Source organism: Exiguobacterium sp. S22-S28 (genome assembly GCF_043359615.1).
Taxonomy (GTDB): domain Bacteria; phylum Bacillota; class Bacilli; order Exiguobacteriales; family Exiguobacteriaceae; genus Exiguobacterium_A.
Genome location: NZ_JBHFFC010000026.1, coordinates 615312 through 635794, shown reverse-complemented (window position 1 = coordinate 635794; position 20483 = coordinate 615312). Strand labels below are relative to the sequence as shown.

24 protein-coding genes are annotated in these 20483 nt (G+C 45.0%); 9 read left to right on the top strand and 15 right to left on the bottom strand.

The features are described from left to right. Window positions 1-46: 46 nt before the first annotated feature. Together ACHA8N_RS09815 and ACHA8N_RS09810 are read left to right on the top strand one after the other, a co-directional pair. Window positions 47-1783, top strand: a complete 1737-nt coding sequence (locus tag ACHA8N_RS09815) for a phospho-sugar mutase (RefSeq protein ID WP_393965548.1) — start codon at window positions 47-49, stop codon at window positions 1781-1783. Between the two features lie 157 nt (window positions 1784-1940). Next, the gene (locus ACHA8N_RS09810; RefSeq protein ID WP_028106870.1) at window positions 1941-2837 is read left to right on the top strand and encodes an aldo/keto reductase; all 897 of its coding nucleotides are present in this window, start codon (window positions 1941-1943) and stop codon (window positions 2835-2837) included. A 77-nt stretch (window positions 2838-2914) separates the two neighbouring features. Here ACHA8N_RS09810 and ACHA8N_RS09805 read toward each other — a convergent pair whose 3' ends face one another. The 5 genes from ACHA8N_RS09805 to ACHA8N_RS09785 form a co-directional block, all read right to left on the bottom strand. Next, window positions 2915-3103: a hypothetical protein gene (locus ACHA8N_RS09805; protein ID WP_014969669.1), complete on the bottom strand. Its 189-nt coding sequence runs from the start codon at window positions 3101-3103 to the stop codon at window positions 2915-2917. Window positions 3104-3244: 141 nt separating this feature from the next. Further along, window positions 3245-3895: an amino acid ABC transporter permease gene (locus ACHA8N_RS09800; protein ID WP_014969670.1), complete on the bottom strand. Its 651-nt coding sequence runs from the start codon at window positions 3893-3895 to the stop codon at window positions 3245-3247. Then, the gene (locus ACHA8N_RS09795; RefSeq protein WP_026833762.1) at window positions 3892-4653 is read right to left on the bottom strand and encodes a transporter substrate-binding domain-containing protein; all 762 of its coding nucleotides are present in this window, start codon (window positions 4651-4653) and stop codon (window positions 3892-3894) included. The genes ACHA8N_RS09800 and ACHA8N_RS09795 overlap by 4 nt, the downstream gene beginning before the upstream one ends. A gap of 160 nt (window positions 4654-4813) precedes the next feature. Continuing rightward, entirely contained in the window at window positions 4814-5920 is a 1107-nt protein-coding gene (locus ACHA8N_RS09790; RefSeq protein WP_393965547.1) for an ABC transporter ATP-binding protein, read from the bottom strand. 122 nt (window positions 5921-6042) lie between these two features. Next, entirely contained in the window at window positions 6043-6876 is an 834-nt protein-coding gene (locus ACHA8N_RS09785; protein WP_393965546.1) for a PucR family transcriptional regulator, read from the bottom strand. A 72-nt stretch (window positions 6877-6948) separates the two neighbouring features. Between ACHA8N_RS09785 and ACHA8N_RS09780 the strand changes: the two genes are divergently transcribed. Then, window positions 6949-8085 (top strand): DUF445 family protein, encoded by a 1137-nt coding sequence (locus tag ACHA8N_RS09780; RefSeq protein ID WP_393965545.1) that lies wholly within the window; start codon window positions 6949-6951, stop codon window positions 8083-8085. 20 nt (window positions 8086-8105) lie between these two features. Next, window positions 8106-8483, top strand: coding sequence for a YlbF/YmcA family competence regulator (locus ACHA8N_RS09775; RefSeq protein ID WP_012369586.1), 378 nt, complete (start codon window positions 8106-8108; stop codon window positions 8481-8483). Between the two features lie 43 nt (window positions 8484-8526). On the opposite strand, the gene ACHA8N_RS09770 is transcribed toward ACHA8N_RS09775, so the two are convergent. From ACHA8N_RS09770 to ACHA8N_RS09760, 3 genes are all read right to left on the bottom strand, one after another. Then, window positions 8527-8745: a YhzD family protein gene (locus ACHA8N_RS09770; protein ID WP_026833759.1), complete on the bottom strand. Its 219-nt coding sequence runs from the start codon at window positions 8743-8745 to the stop codon at window positions 8527-8529. Window positions 8746-8802: 57 nt separating this feature from the next. Beyond that, on the bottom strand, window positions 8803-9882 hold the full coding sequence (dinB, locus tag ACHA8N_RS09765; RefSeq protein ID WP_393965544.1) for a DNA polymerase IV: 1080 nt from the start codon (window positions 9880-9882) through the stop codon (window positions 8803-8805). Between the two features lie 69 nt (window positions 9883-9951). After that, complete coding sequence (locus ACHA8N_RS09760; RefSeq protein WP_393965543.1) at window positions 9952-10863, bottom strand: magnesium transporter CorA family protein; 912 nt, start codon at window positions 10861-10863, stop codon at window positions 9952-9954. 94 nt (window positions 10864-10957) lie between these two features. Between ACHA8N_RS09760 and ACHA8N_RS09755 the strand changes: the two genes are divergently transcribed. Continuing rightward, complete coding sequence (locus tag ACHA8N_RS09755; protein ID WP_393965542.1) at window positions 10958-11878, top strand: HD domain-containing protein; 921 nt, start codon at window positions 10958-10960, stop codon at window positions 11876-11878. Window positions 11879-11936: 58 nt separating this feature from the next. Further along, window positions 11937-12959 carry an NADPH dehydrogenase NamA gene (gene namA / locus ACHA8N_RS09750; protein ID WP_393965541.1) on the top strand — a complete coding sequence of 341 codons (1023 nt, stop codon included), beginning with the start codon at window positions 11937-11939 and terminating at the stop codon, window positions 12957-12959. A gap of 468 nt (window positions 12960-13427) precedes the next feature. Here the strand turns inward: namA and ACHA8N_RS09745 are convergent, their stop codons facing one another. The 4 genes from ACHA8N_RS09745 to ACHA8N_RS09730 form a co-directional block, all read right to left on the bottom strand. Further along, window positions 13428-14345, bottom strand: a complete 918-nt coding sequence (locus ACHA8N_RS09745; protein ID WP_393965540.1) for a peptidylprolyl isomerase — start codon at window positions 14343-14345, stop codon at window positions 13428-13430. 271 nt (window positions 14346-14616) lie between these two features. Beyond that, window positions 14617-15186: an HTH-type transcriptional regulator Hpr gene (locus ACHA8N_RS09740; RefSeq protein WP_012369593.1), complete on the bottom strand. Its 570-nt coding sequence runs from the start codon at window positions 15184-15186 to the stop codon at window positions 14617-14619. A gap of 84 nt (window positions 15187-15270) precedes the next feature. Then, window positions 15271-15612, bottom strand: a complete 342-nt coding sequence (locus tag ACHA8N_RS09735) for a hypothetical protein (protein ID WP_147511993.1) — start codon at window positions 15610-15612, stop codon at window positions 15271-15273. Between the two features lie 112 nt (window positions 15613-15724). Then, on the bottom strand, window positions 15725-16150 hold the full coding sequence (locus ACHA8N_RS09730) for an HIT family protein (protein WP_147511992.1): 426 nt from the start codon (window positions 16148-16150) through the stop codon (window positions 15725-15727). 129 nt (window positions 16151-16279) lie between these two features. Between ACHA8N_RS09730 and ACHA8N_RS09725 the strand changes: the two genes are divergently transcribed. Further along, entirely contained in the window at window positions 16280-17347 is a 1068-nt protein-coding gene (locus ACHA8N_RS09725; protein WP_393965539.1) for a TcaA second domain-containing protein, read from the top strand. 78 nt (window positions 17348-17425) lie between these two features. On the opposite strand, the gene ACHA8N_RS09720 is transcribed toward ACHA8N_RS09725, so the two are convergent. Genes ACHA8N_RS09720 through ACHA8N_RS09710 form a run of 3 tightly spaced genes read right to left on the bottom strand, consistent with a single transcriptional unit; the run spans window position 17426 to window position 18263 of the window. After that, window positions 17426-17677, bottom strand: a complete 252-nt coding sequence (locus ACHA8N_RS09720) for a GlsB/YeaQ/YmgE family stress response membrane protein (protein ID WP_147511990.1) — start codon at window positions 17675-17677, stop codon at window positions 17426-17428. A 33-nt stretch (window positions 17678-17710) separates the two neighbouring features. Further along, the gene (locus ACHA8N_RS09715) at window positions 17711-17962 is read right to left on the bottom strand and encodes a GlsB/YeaQ/YmgE family stress response membrane protein (RefSeq protein WP_147511989.1); all 252 of its coding nucleotides are present in this window, start codon (window positions 17960-17962) and stop codon (window positions 17711-17713) included. Window positions 17963-18011: 49 nt separating this feature from the next. After that, window positions 18012-18263 carry a GlsB/YeaQ/YmgE family stress response membrane protein gene (locus tag ACHA8N_RS09710; protein WP_026829092.1) on the bottom strand — a complete coding sequence of 84 codons (252 nt, stop codon included), beginning with the start codon at window positions 18261-18263 and terminating at the stop codon, window positions 18012-18014. Between the two features lie 331 nt (window positions 18264-18594). On the opposite strand from ACHA8N_RS09710, the gene ACHA8N_RS09705 reads away from it, so the two are divergent. Next, the gene (locus ACHA8N_RS09705; RefSeq protein WP_393965566.1) at window positions 18595-19335 is read left to right on the top strand and encodes an ABC transporter ATP-binding protein; all 741 of its coding nucleotides are present in this window, start codon (window positions 18595-18597) and stop codon (window positions 19333-19335) included. Continuing rightward, window positions 19332-20471 (top strand): ABC transporter permease, encoded by a 1140-nt coding sequence (locus tag ACHA8N_RS09700; RefSeq protein WP_393965538.1) that lies wholly within the window; start codon window positions 19332-19334, stop codon window positions 20469-20471. The genes ACHA8N_RS09705 and ACHA8N_RS09700 overlap by 4 nt, the downstream gene beginning before the upstream one ends. Window positions 20472-20483: the final 12 nt, after the last annotated feature.

Sequence of the window (20483 nt, the reverse complement as noted above, 5' to 3'; positions counted from 1 at the left end):
TCGTAAGAAAATCTCGTTTAAACAAATTTGAAGGAGTGGACAGCATATGTCATGGAAAGAAACGTATCAAAAATGGAATCAATTCTCGGGACTTGAAGCAGAATTAAAAGAAGAATTGGCAACACTTGCAACAGACGATAAAGCAGCTGAAGAAGCTTTTTATAAAGAATTGGAATTCGGAACAGGCGGGATGCGCGGAGAAATCGGCGTCGGAACAAACCGGATGAACGTCTACACCGTTCGTAAAGCCTCACAAGGGTTTGCGGATTTCATCAAAGCCGAAGGGGCGGAAGCAGTCGCCCAAGGCATCGTCATCGCCCACGACTCACGGCACTACTCACCGGAGTTTGCCTTGGAAGCAGCCAAGACACTTGCGAGTAACGGGATTAAAGCGTACTTGTTCGACGGACTCCGTCCGACACCGGAACTGTCATTTGCCGTGCGTGAACTCCGTGCAGCAGGCGGTATCGTCATTACGGCGAGCCACAATCCACCGGAATATAACGGCTACAAAGTCTACGGGAATGATGGTGGACAGTTGCCGCCGAAAGAAGCGGATGATCTTGTCTCGTACGTCGATCAAGTTGAAGATGAACTTTCAATCGAACTTGAAGCGGAAGAAGTCTTGCGGGCGAACGGCTTGATCGTTCGCGTCGGAGAACAACTCGATGACGCGTACCAAGCACAACTCAAAACGATTCGTGTTTTACCGACGATTCAAGATGAGTTGGCGGATCCTTTAAAAATCGTCTTTACTCCGCTTCACGGGACAGGTCTTGTACCGGTAACGGTAGGATTAAAGAATTATGGTTTTGAGCATGTAACGGTCGTCGAAGAGCAGGCGAAGCCGGATGGTGCGTTCCCGACAGTTTCTTCTCCAAACCCTGAAGAGCATGCGGCCTTTAAGTTGGCGATTGAGTACGGAGACCGTGTTGACGCGGATGTGTTACTTGCGACGGATCCGGATGCTGACCGTGTTGGTGTTGCGACACGTGATGCGGACGGAGAGTGGGTCGTCCTCACAGGAAACCAGACAGGTGCGTTACTGCTTGATTACATCTTGTCACAAAAATCGGCTCAAGGGACATTGCCGAAAAATGGTTTTGTAGCAAAAACGATTGTCACATCGGAACTGGGAGCATTGATTGCCAAGCATTACGATCTTCATGTTGAGAACACATTAACCGGCTTTAAATTCATCGGTGAAAAAATCAAACAATACAACGAATCAGGGGAATATGAATATCTGTTTGGTTATGAAGAGAGTTACGGCTACTTGATCGGGGACTTCTGCCGTGACAAGGATGCCGTCCAAGCATGCTTGCTGGCTGCTGAGATGACAGCGTATCACAAGAAGGAAGGACGGACGTTGTATGAGGCGTTACAAGCCATCTATGAGCAGTTCGGCTACTTCGAAGAGTCACTTCGCTCGTTGACGCTGAAGGGTAAAGACGGTGTCGCACAAATCGGACGCATCATGGATACGTTCCGGGAGCATCCGCCTAAACAAGTGGCAGGTGAAAAGGTCGTCTTATTTGAAGATTATGATGCCAGCATCTCGCATGATTTGATCCAACATCAACCATCACCCATCAATCTGCCGAAATCAAACGTCTTGAAATTTACGTTGGAAGACGGTTCGTGGTTCTGCCTTCGTCCATCTGGAACAGAACCGAAAATTAAATTCTATTTCAGTGTGACATCACCAGACGCTGCAGAGACAACACGCAAACGTCAGTTGATTGAAGATGAAGTGATGCAGGAAGTCGAGCAAATTCAATAATCGGATAAACCGAGAAGACGAAACTGGCAAAGAGACAATCCGTCTCTGCCAGTTTTTTTGGCTATTTGATTGAGAAGGGCGTAACTCGTGCAACCGTTCTCAAATTCATGTAAAGTGAACGGTGAAGTATGATCGAAAGATAGGGAGATGACTATACATGGAACGGATACACTTAACGGAAGAACTTTCATTTTCGAGAGTCATTCATGGACTATGGCGTCTGAATGAATGGAACATGACGGCACAGGAGCGACTCGAATTAATTGAACAATGTTTGGCATTAGGGATTACGACATTTGACCACGCCGATATTTATGGTGATTATACGAACGAAGGACTGTTTGGTGAAGCGTTGGCACTGAAACCTGAATTACGCGAACGGATGGAAATCGTCACAAAAACCGGCATCAAAATGAAAGGAAACCATTTCTCGGATCAAAAACTTTCATTTTACGATACGACAAAAGAACATATCATTGAGCAGGCGACCCGTTCATTAAAAGAACTCGGTGTCGATTACATCGATACGTTACTGATTCACCGTCCTGATCCATTGATGGATCCAAATGAAATCGCCGAAGCATTCGTCGAATTAAAAGAATCCGGAAAAGTACGGACGTTTGGATTGTCGAACCATACACCGGCTCAACAAAGTTTGATTCAATCACGATTACCGTTCATGCTCGTCACGAATCAGCTTGAGCTGTCTGTCGCGGAACTGAAGCATTTTGAAGACGGTTCCGTTGATCTATGCCACGAAAATGAAATGCCGCTCATGGCATGGAGTCCGCTTGCCGGAGGACGATTGTTCAAAGAAGAACAATTTGCGCCGCTTCGTGAAAAACTCGAGGAGATTGGACGTGACATCGGAGCGGAAGAGATTGACGAAGTCGCCTATGCCTGGTTGCTCAAACATCCGGCGCGTATCATGCCAATCGTCGGTTCTGGAAAAATTGAACGGATTGAATCTGCTGTCCGGGCGACACGTCTCGAACTGTCGCGTGAACAATGGTTTGAAATCTTGAAAGCTTCCCGCGGACGGGACGTTGATTAAAAAATAGCCTTCGGGCTATTTTTTGTGCAAAAAAAGTCCCATCTCAAGGGGGAGGTGAGATGGGAGTATCTATAGGGTTATGCTTCGAGACGAAGCATTTCCTGACGATATTTATCTAAACGTTCTTTACTAGCGACAACAGCTGCTTGATCACTGACCTGGATAGCATCGAAGAGCGTACTGAGCTCATAATCGATTTCGAGGCGTAGCACTGGAATCCGCTGCTCTGCATCTTGTCTACGGAAAGCTTCAATTACTTGTTTCATCTCGGCCACGCTCCTTTTAAAGTTATCAGATAATTCTGATTTTTATTAGTATACTTGATTATTCCCGGGATGACTAGTATTAAACCTTAAAAAGATTAAAAAAAACACTTGGAATGTGTCGCGCTTCCAAGTGCCTTACTTTTATTCTGGAATACTGAATCGAGCTTCGAGGCGGTGCTGAACCCCCTGGATCAAGGTCGACATGATCCAATAAATCGCAGCTGAGAACAGCAGCAACGGCATGACAAGATAGGTCGTTGCCGAGATTTGGTCGGATACATACGTCAGTTCTTCGACGGCTACAATCGTTCCGAGGGACGTCGATTTGATGATATCGATGACCGAGTTCGAAAGAGGCGGAATCGCCCGCGACAAAGCTTGTGGAAGAATGACATCCTTAAATGTCTTCCGGCGTGGAATACCAAGTGAATCCGCTGCTTCCCATTGTCCACGATCGACAGAGGAGATGGCTGCACGGAACGATTCCGAGATATAGGCCGAAAAGTGAAGCGATAGACCAAAAGCCAGCGCTTGGAAACCGGTCAGTTGAAGAACGACCAGACCATTATACAAAATCAAGATTTGCAGCAACAATGGTGTTCCTCGGAAAAAGGAGACGTACAATCGTGCGAAGCCGCTTAAGACGGCGAAACGGCTATCCCGCATGACCGCAAGAATCAAACCGAGAAAAAGCGCAAAGACGATGGCAAATCCACTTGCAAGAAGTGTAGTGCCAATCGCCTTTCCGTAAACGTCCGCATTATCACGGACGATTGTAAACAATTCCATCATTTACTGATGTCCTCGTTAAAGTATTTTTTACCGAGATCTGCGAGCGTGCCGTCTTCTTGCATCTCTGCGAGTGCTTTGTTGAAGTCTTCAGTATATTTGCTGTTCTTCGCCATCATCAGACCTGATTCGTTTTTATCAAACGTTTCACCGACAGCCTTCACTTTATAACCGGCTTTTTTGAGTTCTGTCAAAACAAACAGACGGTCGTTCATCGCAGCGTCGACACGACCTGCTTCAAGATCTTTTAAGACTTGGTTTGCGCCCTTGTAATACTTCACTTTTGCGCCTGCTTCTTCAGCTGTTTTGGCGTAAAGTGATCCTTGTGTCGAACCAACCGTTTTGCCTTTCAAGTCCTCAAGTGTTTTGATATCGTCTGTTTTGTTGTTGACGATGATTGTTGAACCGGAAACCGTATAGGCATCAGAGAACGCGTATTTTTCTTTCCGCTCATCTGTGATGCCCATTTGGTTCGCGATGACATCGATTCGTTTTGAATCGAGTGCCGGAATCAATCCTTTGAAGTCCATCGCTTTGTACTCGACTTTGTAGCCGGCACGTTTTGCGACTTCGTCCATGACTTCGATGTCATACCCAGTGAGCTTGCCTTTTTCTTTATACGTAAATGGCGGGTACGTTGCTTCTGTACCAACTGTCACGATTTTTTCATCTTTGCTTGCTTCTTCGTTAGAAGCGCCGCACGCCGCTAACACCCCCGCTGTTGATAGTGCTGCTACTGCTAGCTTTAGTCCGTGTTTCATAGCGCTCTCTCCTTTAAAAATAAATGATTTCAATTCCTAGTTTTCGAATAGGATTAATTTAAGACTACAAGCAGTATCATACAAAGTTACAGGAACGTCTGTCAATAAAAAAGACTGCCCAAACGTGGGCAGTCTGAATACGTTCACTGAATCTGATAGATTAACGAATTGTTGCTTCAGTTGCGGCATCAAAGAAATGCGCTTTTGTCATGTCGAAGAACAGGTCTAAATCTGAACCCATCTCGACGTGTGAACGCGAATCAACACGTGCTGTGAAGGCTTGGTTGCCCACTTTTGAGTAGAGGTAAGACTCAGCTCCCATGAGCTCAGAAACTTCGATATGCGCCGGGAAACGGTGTGCCGTTTTTGTATCTTGATAGATTAACTCAGCATGGATATCTTCCGGACGGATTCCGAGGACAAGATCTTTGCTTGTGTATCCACGTTCGCGGAGCACTTTCATCTTCCCTTCAGGAACTGCGAATTTCTCTTCTGTGCCTGTGACGTGGAAGAGACCGTCTTCCGCGAGTTTTCCTGTCAGGAAGTTCATCGATGGAGAACCGATGAAACCAGCAACGAACATGTTGTCCGGGTGGTCATACACTTCTTTTGGTGTACCGACTTGTTGGATCAGACCGGCTTTCATGATAACGATTCGAGTCGCGAGGGTCATCGCTTCCGTCTGATCGTGCGTCACGTAAATCGTCGTCGTTTCAAGACGTTTGTGCAACTGGATGATTTCCTTACGCATCTGAACACGGAGTTTAGCATCCAAGTTCGAGAGCGGCTCATCCATCAAGAAGACTTTTGCATCACGGACGATGGCACGACCGATGGCAACACGTTGGCGTTGTCCACCTGAGAGGGCTTTCGGTTTACGCTCCAAGTATTCTTCAAGACCAAGAATACGGGCCGCATTGTCGACACGTTGCTTGATTTCGTCTTTCGGGAATTTACGAAGCTTTAATCCGAAAGCCATGTTGTCGAAGACGTTCATATGTGGATAAAGGGCATAGTTTTGGAAAACCATGGCGATATCACGGTCTTTTGGTGCCACATCGTTCATTCGTTTGCCGTCGATGACGAAATCTCCGCCTGAGATTTCTTCGAGACCGGCAATCATTCGAAGAGTCGTTGATTTACCGCAACCTGATGGTCCAACGAAGACGATAAATTCTTTATCTTTAATATGAAGGTTGAAGTCATCAACCGCTTTTGCCGTTCCAGAATAAACTTTGTCAATATGCTCAAGACGAATATCTGCCATGTGTACATCCCCCTGTAAATTAAGTAGTCGATTAAAATAACGCTTACAAGAATTAGTATAGGAGAAAGGGAACAAAAAACATATGGACAATATGACTAAATGTAACCGTTATCATTTAGTCACTATGCTACGCGCAAAAGGGTATACAAAAAACTTGCCCCTTCAAATGACCGGATATCGATTTCGGTTTGTTCTGTCAGCCGGTCCAGTCGGTACTGAAGACTGTTTCGATGTAAAAAGAGGTGTTTTGCGGTCAACGAGACATTTAAATTGGCGCGGCAAAAGGCATCAATCGTTTCGCGCGACTCGTATTCAAGAGGAGTGATAAACCGTTCAATCAGTTCCTGGCGTATGTCCGTCGATAATAACGTCAAGCGCGTTAATGCGGGAAGAAACCGTTCGATGTTTAACAAAGGGGTTTCCCGTAAGGCGGCTTGTTCCAATCGAAACTGAACGGCAAGATCACCTGATTTCCGTTGCTGACCAATCAAGACTTTTCCATCTGTTAAAAAATCAGATTGTAAAGCGGTGAAGAAGTCATGTAAATCGTTCTCCGAGACGAATTCTTCCCGTTCGATGACGACAAACCGATTGGCTGTCAACGGGATGACGGCACTCGGTGTGTCGAAGAAGGAACGGAGCAACTGTTGTAAATCTTCTCCGGTTCGGGCGTCGAGTTGTTCAAATAAGAAGTGAACCATTCGAAACGGTTTCGCTTCTTCGCTGTGCGTCTGTTCCAGTCGACGCCGCCATGAAACAGTATCATCGGAAGTGGATGTGACGACCCGTTCGGCGAGCAAGTCGAGCAAGTCCGCTTCACGGGCAGTGAGAATCGTATTTTCAATCCCGAAACGAAGTCCATCGGTCAACTGATATACGGTATACTTATCGGTAGAATAAACAGCAGGATTGGTCGAGAGATGGTCTTTAAACAAGACGGTTAATTGTTGTAACATACGAGGCGCCTCCTTAAAAAAAGTCCTATTAAGACTTTACCACAATACTAAAATCGGAAGGAACGAGGATCTATGCCAGTCGAAGTCGATTTAGTCATCAAAGCAATTGGAATGATCATCATTGGAGCAATGATTGGGGCGGTCACCAATCACCTTGCGATTCGGATGTTGTTTCGACCGCTCGAAGCGAAATACATCGGAAAGTACCGCATTCCGTTCACACCGGGATTGATTCCAAAGCGTCGGGACGAGTTGGCTGCGAATCTTGGGCGGACAGTCGTCAAGCATTTGCTGACACCAGAAGGTATCAGCAAGCGTCTTCAACAACCTGTCGTGTACGATGCCGTCATTCAAATGATGGAACAGGAAGTGCAAAAATGGACACGGTCCACGCGGACGATTCGTGAAGTGGCGGAACGATTCGTCAAACATCCGGAAGAACAGTTGCACCAGAAGATCGAAGAACGGATTGATCAAGAACTGTCGACACTGGTAACCAGCATCAAAAACACGAGCTTGTCTGAAGCGATTGGAGAGACGGGGACAACGAAAGTCAATGAGTCGATCCCTGGAGTCGTCGGTGCGTTACTCCAACAAACTGAGCAGTATTTTGAGAGTCCTGAGGGGAAGATGAAGCTCGAAGAAACAGTCGCCGGTTTTATTCAAGGGAAGTTAGGCGGCGGAATGTTCGGAATGCTGCTCGCCAATATCAATATCGTCGAGATGATTCAACCAGAACTCAAACGGGTATTACAAGGAGAGTCCACACGCCGATTCATCAGCGACATGGTCGAACAAGAGATCAATCTGCTCCTGTCACGTCCGGTCGACTCGCTTCTCGATACAGAGACCGAACAACAACTCGTCACGCGGGTGAAGGCAGAAATCTTGACGCGTATTCCGCTGACGAAAATGTTCGATACGCCACTACACGAGGTATTGAAGCCGCTTGAAGTGCGCATCACACAAGAAATGGTCCCGCTGCTCGCCAAACGATTAGTCGATCGAATGGTGAAACAGGTGGAACGGATTATGGCAACACTCGATCTCGAGACGATCGTCCGGGAAGAAGTCGGACTGCTAGATACCGCGTATCTTGAAGAAATCGTCTTGTCGATTTCCAGAAGAGAATTTCGGGCTATCACTTGGCTTGGAGGACTGTTAGGTGGTTTAATTGGGATGATACAAGCGATACTTCTTATCGTTTAACAAAATTGGAGGGTTCAAACATGTCTGAAACAAACTTATACGATCACGCGTACACACTCGAGCGTGCACTTCGCGAAACATCGGAGTACACGACATTAAAAGATCTCTATGCTCAAGTCAACGCGGATCCGATGTCAAATGAACTATTTGCTTCATTCCGAAACGTTCAACTGGAGTTACAACAAAAACAAATGCAAGGTGAAGAAATCACACCTGAAGATATGGCATCTGCACAAGCCAAAATGTTAGAAGTCCAAAACAATCCATTGATTGGTCAACTGATGCAGGAAGAACAACGTATGCACACGATGTTGACGGAAGTAACACAAATCATCATGAAGCCGCTTGAAGAACTTTATGCACCGATGATGGAGCAAAATCAAGACGACGTTCAATAAACGACTCGATTGAAAAGCCTCGGTCTACCTGACCGAGGCTTTTTTATGGTGTATTTTTCGACGGAACAAGACGGGGGAGATAGGCCCGCTCAAAATGAATCAACTGTCCGGCACGGGTCACCCGTGCCCCACGGTGCTCCAAGTCTGCCTCTTTCAGGCGACGGATGCCTTCTTGACGCGCCTCGGAATCCGACGGAGCGTCAAACGTATCATCTAATAAGGTTTCTCCGCGATCCGAAAATGCGGTGATTGTATAAAGCATGGCTGGTTCCCCCTTGTCGTATTTCACTAATACAAGTGTAATGAATAGTCGTTCATTTTACAAGTAAGAATCAATATCCTGCCACGTCAATTGTTTGGAGGGAGAGGGGGATTCAAGATGGCTGACGCTCATGCCGATTAACCGAATCGGACCTGAAAATTCAATTTCATTAAACAGCTTTGTCGTGATCCGGAGCAACGTTTCTTCGTCAGCCGTTTCTTCCAAAAATGTATAACGCTTCGAGCGGGATTGAAAATCTTCTGTTTTCCATTTGAGTGTGACGGTACGACAGACCAATTCCTTTTGATTCAGCGTCTTGACGACGGAAAGAGCTTCCCGTTTTAGTGTTTCGAAAATGGTGTCGATGTCTTCCGTATCTTCTTCGAAGGTACTTTCAGAACCAATTGATTTTCGTTCGCGGTGTGGGCGAACCAAGCGCTCGTCCTCTCCGTGCGCCATCGCATATAACTCCGTTCCCCGATCCCGCCCGAGCAACCCGCGCAACTCTGTAATCGGTGCTTGTTGGATATCCGAGATCGTTTCAAATCCGTGTTTTCGAAGTGTTTGTTCCGTCACCTTGCCAACTCCGTGTAAATCACCGATCTTTAATCCGGATAAAAACGGCAGAACAGCGTCCGGTGGAAGGACGGTCAAACCATTTGGTTTTTGGTGACCGGAAGCAATTTTAGCGACAAGTTTTGAGTTCGAGACACCGGCGGAAGCGGTCAAACCGGTCCGCCGCTTGATTTCAGACAAGATGTATTGCGCGATATGGGTTGCACTGGTTAGATTCAAATGATTTTCTGTCACATCGAGATACGCTTCATCCAACGACAGCGGTTCGACGAGCGGTGTGACTTCAAGAAATAACTCCATGATTTGCGCGCTGACGGCACGATATACTTCAAAACGGGGACGCAGGAAAACAGCACGCGGACAAAGCTGAAACGCACGACGTGAAGGCATCGCACTATGAATGCCGTACTTCCGCGCCTCGTAGGAACACGTAGCGACGACACCACGGGCATGAGGAGGTCCCCCGACGATGACGGGTACTCCTTTTAAGTGTGGACGGTCGCGTTGCTCCACTGAAGCATAAAAGGCGTCCATATCCACATGAATGATTTTCCGTCCCATCAAGGTTTCCTCCTTCATTTTAGAATCCAGTTCAAGTAAAATAAGTATAACGAACTTATGTTCTGATATCTATTTTTTTCGCTTTTGCTTATTTTCCGGCATCCGGACGAGTGCCCCCAACCAACCACGACGTTTCATCCAGTAGAAAATACCGCCTGTTGTCAGGAAGATTAAAGAAAGCGAGGCGGCATATCCGTACTTCCAATCCAGTTCCGGCATATCCTTGAAGTTCATTCCCCAAATGGCGCCAAGGGCCATCATCGGCGTGGCGACAGCTGTGAAAATCGTTAGCGCCTTCATGATTTCATTCCCTCTGAAGTTTGAAACGGTCGTCGATAAATCGAGCAGAACCTCGATATCTTTTTGGTAATGCTCAATCAACATCAACAGACGGGCAACCCGCTTTTCAGCCAGACGAAAGGGCAGGACCTCTTCATAATCGGTGTGCCGGATAAAAGCTTCCGGACCTGCCAAAATCAGTTCCTGAAACGGAACGATCAAGTCCGACCAATTTTCAATCGTATCCCGTAAGCCAAAAATACTGTCGAGTGAATTTTCATTGATGCTTCCCCGAAGTTCATCTTGTCTTGAAAACAGCTCGGTCTCAAAATCATCAATGCCGGTAAAATAGGTGTTCATCTGTAAGGCCAAAATCGCATAAAAGGCTTCGAAAGGAGTTGACGTTTTAAACGGTTCGATTAAGGAAACTATATGGTCAGACAACCCGATCGTAATCAACTCGTTTTCTGAAACGTAATAACAGATGGATCGACGGTCACTTCGGTCGACCGGATTTTGCCAGGTGACAATAGAACCATACAGGACATCCAGCTCAGTTCGTGTAAAGTTCATATCTTTTGCCCGAAGTTCGTTCAGCCAATCCAGTCGATAAGACGGCGTCTCCGGCAGATCGCTGACGTATTGTTCATAAGCAAAAATCGTCGGATATCGATGCCAGGTAAATTGTGAGTTGAATTCCATGTTTTGAGCTCCCATATAGTAGAATGATAAAGTATGTACTGTAGTCAGATTTATCCGGTGAAAAAATGAATTCTTATAAAGGACGTGTTGTGAAATGAAAGGTATCGGTCAATTAGCAGTGGGAGAGATGCTCGATCAACGAGTCATGATCAAACAAGCATTAAAAGGAATCGCCGCCAACGGAAAACCGTATCTGACATTGATTTTAGCAGATAAGACAGGTGAAATTGAGACAAAAATGTGGGATACGAGTGATCTCACTAAATATGCGCCGAAGTTCATTGTCCATGCTGCCGGGGAAGTGATGGATTACCGTGGACGGACACAATTAAAATTAAAACAAATTACCGTACTTGAGGATACGAATGTCGAAGAGTACATCCAGTCGGCACCGCTCCCGCGGGAACAGATTGAGACAGAAGTATTAGGATTCATTGAGTCGATTCATCATGCCGATATGAAAAAACTCGTCAAACATCTTGTCATCAAGGACTTTGATGCCTACTTCACGCATCCGGCAGCCGTCAAAAATCATCATGCATTTTATTCGGGATTGTCGTATCATGTCCTGTCGATGTTGAAACTTGCGGATCAAATCGCCCGTCTTTATCCGACATTGAACCGAGATCTGTTGATTGCCGGTGTCGTCTTGCATGACTACGCTAAAATCAAGGAATTGTCGGATCCCGTCACGCCGGAATATACGTTACCGGGAAAACTGGTCGGACATATTTCATTAATGGTCGCAGAACTGGAAAAGGTCGGAGCAGAGCTGCAGATCGACGCAGAAGTATTGACGGTCTTGCAACACCTGGTGTTAAGTCACCACGGTCGTCCGGAATGGGGATCCGCCGTCGCACCACAAATGCGTGAGGCGGAAGTGCTCTTCCTGATCGATAATCTGGATGCCCGGATGACGATGATGGACCGATTGCTGGAATATGTGGAACCCGGGCAATTCTCGGAGCGCTCCTTTGCGCTGGATAACCGCTCTTTTTATCGTCCGAAACTTTAATTGTGGAATGAACGAAACTAACGAACAGTATGCAAAAACGATGTAAGGAGAGTGCAAGATGAAAACCAAGCTATTTGAAGCAGTCCAAATCGGAAATCTGTTGTTCCGAAACCGTGTCATCATGGCACCGATGTGCATGTATAGTGCAAAAGAAGATGGAATGGTGACAGATTGGCACGTCACCCATTATGCGTCACGTGCTGTCGGTGGGGTAGGCGGTGTCATCTTGGAGGCAACGGCCGTCACACCGGACGGACGGATCTCAGCTGGTGATCTCGGCGTCTGGTCGGATGCACACATCGAAGGATTAACGCGGATTGCCAATCAAGTCAAGGCAGCAGGAGCGAAAGCCGGTGTTCAGTTGGCGCACGCCGGACGAAAAAGTACGACGGCAATGCCTCCTGTCGCACCATCAGCCATCGAGTTTGACGATTCGTATGCGTCTCCACGCGAACTGACGATGGAAGAAATCAATGTGATTAAACAGCAGTTCGTCGATGCGGCTCTTCGAGTCGAACAAGCGGGTTATGATTTTATTGAAATCCATGGTGCGCATGGCTATTTAATCAATACATTTTTATCTCCGTTATCCAATAAACGCCAAGACCAATACGGCGGATCAATGGAAAATCGGATGCGCTTTTTGCTTGAGATCATCGATGCGATTCAGGAGCGGACCACTCTTTCCTTGTGGGTTCGCATTTCAGCTGCAGATCATGCAAAAGGCGGAATGACGGCAACGGACTATATTCCGCTAGCGGAAGAGTTACAGAAACGTCAGATTGATTTGCTCGATTGCAGTTCAGGAGCAGTCGTCGCAAACGCTGTACCGGAAGTTTATCCCGGTTATCAAGTCCCGTATGCGGCGGAAATTAAACAGGCGACTGGCATAAAGACGGGGGCGGTCGGTCTGATTACGACAGCGACGCTTGCCGAAGAAATCATTCGCAGCGAGCGAGCAGACGTCATCTTGCTTGCCCGTGAACTGTTGCGTCAACCATACTGGGTCTATCATGCGGCGGCAGAACTGAAGGACGAGGTCAGTTTACCGAAACAATATGAACGGGCACCGGTTCGGTAACAGCCATCAGTAGATGAACTACCTCCACCTACGCTTCGCTAAGAGATGGAGGATTCCTAAGTTATTCAACCTAGCGGTCAAAAATTGATCAGGCTAACCCCGTCGTCCCGACGGTTGAACGTTGATCTTGTCCGTTTCTTTTATGCGGATGCCTACTCTGCTTGGTTTTCGCTACTTCGGTCATCCGCAAGGTGAACGTTGAAGATTTTACGTGACAGACGAACTTCCTGTCACAACCCTATATCTTCAGTTTTCAAAGAACATAACTCTTTTTTTATTCCTGATTTTAATTGCTTTCACACCAGGAGTGTCGGGCAATTAACGTGTCGCAAGACACGCTTTGCCCGAAGACGATTCATCTCCCACTTGCACTAGGGCTTCGCCCTGAACGTTTAGAAGTGGGAGTATTCTCGGCTAATTTTGATAAAAAAATCCCTGCTTCCTTTTTGGGAGGCAGGGATTTTCTTCTTATTGTTGTGGTTGCTGTTGCATTTGTTGTTGCATCTGTTGTTGTTCTTGCTTATCAAGATCAAACGCATCTTTGAAATCTTTATTTTCGATTTTGACATCATATTTTTTCATTAATGAACGGTAGATGTCGTTTGGATTAACTTGAGCGGCTTTTTCTTCAGCCAATGCTTTTTTAATCCGATCCGATTCTTTTTCAAGCGTAAAGTCTTTTTTCTCTTTACGATCCGTTACTTTAATGATGTGGTATCCGAATTGTGTTTTGATTGGATCGGAAATTTTACCTTCAACGCCATCCTTGAACGCATAATTTTCGAATTCCTCAACCATTTTTCCTTTTGTGAAGAATCCAAGATCGCCGCCTTTTGTTGCACTTCCTGTATCCGTCGATTTCGCTTTGGCAATCTTCGCGAAGTCGCCGCCCTCATCCAATTGTTTTTTGATAGATTTGGCTTCTGATTCTTTTTCAACGAGGATGTGGCTTGCTTTTACTTCTACTTTCTCCTGATTGAAACGATCTTCGATTTCTTTATCGGTTACTTTAGATTTAGCTGATTTTGCTTCTGTTAAGAGCATTTGTGTACGTAACACTTTTTCGAAGTCTTTTTCACTTTTGATACCGGCTGTTTGAAGAGTAGATTTGAACTGTTCTTTGTCCGGGAACTGATCTTTTGTTTTCTTAACTTCTGCTTCGACTTCTTTGTCGGTAACTTTTTTACCATATTCTTTTTCGAGCAGATTATTCATTGTTTGTTGGAAAGCAATTTGAGCACCAGCTTTTTGGTACGCTTCTTCTTGAACGTCCGCTTTGTTGACTTCTCCGCCTTTATAGTTGATGACGGCTTCATCGTTTGAACCACATGCTGCTAATGTGAACACACTTGCCACTGCTGCTACACTTAAAAGTTTCTTTTTCATACATACACCCCTAATTTACCATTTATTTCAACCGTTCTATCATATCATATCTTCGTTATCTTGACAGCTTTCTGCAAAATCAAAAGTGAATTGCTCTTACATCATGCTACCATATCAGATGGGATGCAGGCGTACTATTTTTGTGGGAAATTGTGAGGTGCCGCAACGTTTTGAGACAGAATGGTAACCGGAACGTTACTTGCTAAAAAACAACAAAAAACGTCCTAGGCCTTGTGGCATAGAACGTTACCAACTGAAATTCATGCAAAGGTCATGCTTTTTTGATGGAGTCGATGACCGGATCCTGCGGACGCCGATCTGCTTCTTCTGTAATCATTTTTGACGTCTCAGCAAAGATGTCCATAAAACTATCGCCATAGAGACGACGGACAATCGCTGATATGTCTGTCAGTTCAGGAAACTTTCCATAAAGCTCCTGGAGCGGCAGCGAAGCACGGAAAACACCGTTTTCTTCAGGACGGAATGCTTGGATCGTTTCCAGCAACAAACTTTCGCCTTCTGGTGTCAACTGTACGTAGGTATTGCGCTTATCCGTCTCTTTTTTTGAAAACGTCAAAAGACCACGGTCTTCTAATTTTTTCGAAAAGTTAAATGCCGTTGAGACGTGCATCACACCGTATTTAGCGATTTCGGAAATCGAGGCACCACCCAGTGCATGGGAAATCCATAAAATATGATGTTCATTAATGTTTAAATCAAAAGGTTTGATCCAGTTTTGCCAATCTTTTTCTACCGTTTTCCATAGTGCTTTGCTCAGTTGGACAATTTTGTGACTGTATAACAGTGCTTCTTGTCCAGGATATAATTTTTCGTGTTCCATATCTGACTCATCCTTTCGAAAGGTGACAATGGCTCAAACGCGCAAAATGCAAACTATACAAAAACAAATCGAAGCAGCGGATCGTTACTGTTGAGGAGTGAGATGATCGACGTCTTGTTTTGCCTCATCAGCAAATTTTTGAAGACGTGCCAGTGATTCTTGAACCTCTGACTGATACTGAGAGACATCTTTTGTTACTTCTTCTTTAAAGGTCATGCCAGAAAGTTTGGCTGTCTCTATTAGATTCTTTCCCTCCTGCGTTAAATCCTGCACGTTCGTTACGATTGTAGAATAAGAATTCCGACGTTGTTTACCATTCGAAGAGTCACTTTTAGTACCTTGGCGAAGCGCCTTCAAACCGTAAAAAGTCACAAGCGACAGCGTAGCACCAAAAGCGACCCAGTTACGTTGGGGACGCTTCGACATAATTAACCTCCTTTCGATACTAAAATATTTGTTTTATATTATTTTACCGAAAATCCGATATTAGAAACCTATTTTGACAATATTTCTAAAATGAGTGAGTAAATCAAAGGGATTAGAGACGATTTTGGACAGCCTGAGCGATATCAGCTAACTCTTCAGCGGTATATTCGTCATTGTGGACTTCCCATTTTGCGCCGAATCCATCGTGTTTGTTGTGACGCGGAATTAAGTGTAAATGGAAGTGAGAGACGGATTGTCCGGCTACCTTACCCGTGTTGGATAACACATTCATACCAGCTGCGTTTGTTTCCTGTTGTAACGCTCGACTGATTTTCGGAACAACCGAAAAAACAGCTTGTGCCTCTTCAGAGGATAAGTCATAAACGTTATCTGCATGTTGTTTCGGAATGACGAGCGTATGACCTTGCGTTACCTGTGATAAATCCAGAAACGCCAGAACGTGATCATCTTCATATACTTTGTGACTAGGGATTTCATGATTGGCAATCTTACAGAAAATACAGTTTTCTTTTTGCAATGAACTCACTCCTTTTGTTAAATGTTCTTTCAGTATACCTGAACCGCTTGAATTTGCGGGTATTTGACAAGAATCTGAAGGGTTTCTAAACTAAAAGAAAACTTGAAAAAGAAAGTAGGAGAAGCTAAGATGCCCTCTCGCATCACTGTATACGAAAACAAGAAGAAACGAAATCAACGCATCGTTTGGCTAACCGGATTGATATTGATGGTCATTCTGATGGCTTATGTCGGTTGGAGCAGAGTACTTCCGGCTGCAGCACGTGAAAAAACGGATCAAGTATTTCGCCAGGCAGTAAAGGATCAGGATGAAGAAACGTTCCGGCAACTGGTTTATGTAAACAATAAGCCTTTAAAAATGGCGGAAACGAATCGTCTGATGGTCTGGTTCCGAGCGGATGAAAATCGTTTGGCAAAAGCCGTTTCTGAAATTAAATCTGATCAAAGCCGTTATCCGAAGAAACCGGCATTAAGCGCCAAACAGGATTTATTTTCACTGAAACAGCAACCGGGTCGTTTTTGGTTTGATACGTATACGCTTCATTTAAATGAACAAACGTTAGAAGTAACGAGTGATGTGAACGCATCCAGTATTTTGGTTAATGAGACGCCGTCAGGTAACACGTTGCAAGGAAAGCCGTTAATCCTCAAGCGTTTCCCGGGTGAATATGAAGTGTCGGCACGTGTACAGGAAAACGGTAAGACAGGGCGTGCGAGTAAAACCATTCAACTGGGAGATCAGAAAAAGACAAGCATTGCTTTTGAACTGGCTTCACAGGTTGCGCCTGATCAAAAAGAACAGTACGGGATTGATATTGAAAAATTACTAGAAGCCGAAGTGAAAGCGAGAACAGGGAAGACGGTTAAGCAAATGACAGAATATCTTGGACGAAGTCAACAGAAATGGGAAAACACTTTTGGTCCTCCGGTAAACCGTTTAGCCAATAAGGACGTATACGAGGGGTTTGAAGTCGTATACGACGGTCGGGAAGTTCAAAGTATTGTCATTGACCTCAATAAAACCAAGTCAGAACTCGAAAATGTAGCAGGAAAACCCGAGTCGAAGACTGATGAAGCGAACGGAAAGGTTTGGAAGTATCCGACAGGCTTTTTTGAAGAGTTGTTAGGATGGTTGAATATCAAATCAGAAAAGCGGATCATTGAACGGTCAGGGAAGATGTGGCTTGAATTGAGGTGATGGTTGAGTCCAGTTCACCGTAATCAAAAAACCACTCAGAGACGCCATGTCTCTGAGTGGTTTTTTCTAGAAATGAAATTATCGTTTGTTAACCGCACGAAGGATGAACGAAACGATCAAGATTAGGATGATTGCACCAAGAATAGCTGGTACGATAGCGAATCCAGCGACATCAGGACCCCAGCTGCCGAATAATGCTTGTCCGATCATTGAACCGACAAAACCTGCGATGATGTTACCGATAATGCCGCCTGGTACATCTTTACCGAGAATAAGACTTGCTAACCAACCAATAATACCACCAACGATTAAAGCCCATAAGAATCCCATTTAAAACACTCCTTTTAATTTTAGTAGTTTAAATTATTTACGACGTACTGAACGAAGAATCAACGATACGATGAAGATTAAGATGACTGCACCTAAGATAGCTGGAATAATTGCGAAACCAGCGATATCTGGTCCCATTGACCCGAAAATAGCTTGTCCGATCATTGAACCAACAAAACCAGCGATGATGTTACCGATGATGCCGCCCGGTACGTCTTTTCCGATGATGAGACTAGCTACCCATCCAATTAATCCACCGACGATTAAAGCCCATAAAAATCCCATTTTAAAAACACTCCTTTGTGATTTGTGCGTTATTTGTTATCTTAATAAATCATTTACGACGTACTGAACGAAGAATCAATGACACGATGAAGATTAAGATGATAGCACCTAAGATAGCTGGAATAATTGCGAAACCAGCGATATCTGGTCCCATTGTACCGAAGATTGCTTGACCGATCATTGCTCCTACAAACCCGGCGACGATGTTACCGATGATACCACCTGGTACATCTTTCCCGATGATGAGACTAGCTACCCAACCGATTAATCCACCAACGATTAAAGCCCATAAGAATCCCATTTGGAACCCTCCTTTTCTTATTTTAGATTTACCTGTTTTCAGGCAGTTGTAAACACATCGAAAGAGGAAATCCGTTAAATACTTCTTTCGATCAAAAGGGGAAATTCACGAAAAGTAAAATAGCTAGACGATTATACCAGTTACCCCTCGATGAAATTAGTCTTTAAAATACTACTTTCGATTTTTGTAAGTCGTTTTCATATATTGATGTAACGATTACACTAAGAGTAATTACCGTAAAAAGATGTATTCAAACCTTTTCTTAATAAAAAAATGAGTCAAACTAGAAATGTGAGAATGAATTGTCTAGGATAGTTAATGAAGGGAGTGTCTGAACGTGTTATTGAAAATAAATGAATTATCAGGTGGGTATGGTTCCAAAAAAGTACTGCACGAGATCAACTTATCACTGAAGCAAGGGGAATTGGTTGGGCTGATTGGTTTAAATGGTGCGGGAAAATCAACGACAATCAAACACATATTAGGTTTGTTACCGGTAAAATCAGGTGAGATACTGATTAACGGAATCAGCCTTGAAACAGATGAGCAGGCATACCGAAAACAAGTCGCTTATATTCCAGAACAACCTATGCTGTATGAACAATTGACATTGCGTGAACATTTGCGGTTGATGGCCCAGGGTTATGCGGTCGAAGAAGAACTGGCACAAGAACGTATTCTTCATTACGCTGCCCGACTTCGCATGACGAAACAATTGGAGTGGTTCCCTAGCGTATTCTCGAAAGGGATGAAGCAAAAAGCGATGATTCTTTGTGCTTTGATCACCGGAAGTGAGTTATTGATTGTTGACGAACCGTTCGTTGGACTTGATCCGCTTGCCATTCGTGAACTGTTGATGATTTTCAGCGAATTAAAAGCAGACGGCAAAGGCATTTTAATGTCAACGCATATTTTGGAGACGGCAGAACGTCATTGCAACCGTTTCGTTTTATTACACGAAGGACGGATTGCTGCAGAAGGAACGACAGGCGAACTTCGAGAGCGGTATGAACTGCAGGATGGTTCCCTCGACGATATCTACGTCGCCGCCATCGAGGAGGCAGAACGATGACGAGTTCCGTTTTATGGCGCACGCGTTACCAGGCGGCTATGGCGGAAATGACGAAATATACCCGGTACATGGCGAACGGCGGCTTGTTGTTTACCGTCTATTTCGTTGTTTTGTACGGTCTTGTGGTATACGGTCGATTTTTGGATCAGCTGGACTCTGCATTTCCAGGAAATCTGGTCATGGGCAGTCTGTTCATCTTATTGGCTTTTTATCGATCGACACGAACCTTTTTAACCGAGGCGGATCAAGTATTTTTACTTCCAAGCCTGCCGCACCTTGCAAATTATATGAAGCGGGTCCGGGTGTACAATGCTTTGTTTGGTATGATCCGGACAGTCATTCCGTTTCTCGTGGTTGCTGTTTTGTACGTCAGAACGGAAGAGACCTCTCCAATCGGACTGGGAATTTTGTTTGCGGCACTAAGCATGATTGGCGCAGCGGCCAATTTATCGAAACTCGAAGGAGTCGGTCATCGGATTGTTCTCTTATATGCAGCCGGGGCCGGAATTCTCGTTATGCTCGGGATGGGATCATTCAGCATCGTCGTCACGAGTTTATTATTGCTGACGCTTCATTTAAAAAAACAAGACCAGTTGCCATTGATGGACTGGATTGCGCTTGAACAGGAATCAAGGGACCGGTTTTACCGAATCGCGAACTGGTTTGTCGATGTGCCGCGATTGTCGACGACATACAAACGGCGGCGTATATTAAGTCATCTGGTGGAAAAAATCGGATTTGACCGAAACCGGACGTTTGACTATTTGTACATGAAACAATTCATTCGAAGTACGGATGGAATTGGTTTGATTGTTCGTCTGACACTGATTGGAGCCGTATTCTTGTGGCTTGGGAAAGACAATGAGTGGTTGGTGGTTCTTGCTGTGCCGGCCTTCAGTGGACTGACAAGCTTTCAATTGGCTCCGTTCACACGAGCCATCGATTCACACCTGTTGACCCGCTTATTACCGTTTGGAGACGCGACGGCTTCAAAACGGAAAGTGCTTCGGATTACTTCGTTTTTACAAGTGGTGGTTTTGACGATAGCCGGGTATCTCATCAGCGGTTTCCCGACCGTCGTTGCGGGAGCTGTTTTGGCACTTGTTGTCGCTGAATATTACGCGAGGAAAGAGTAACCATAGAACCGA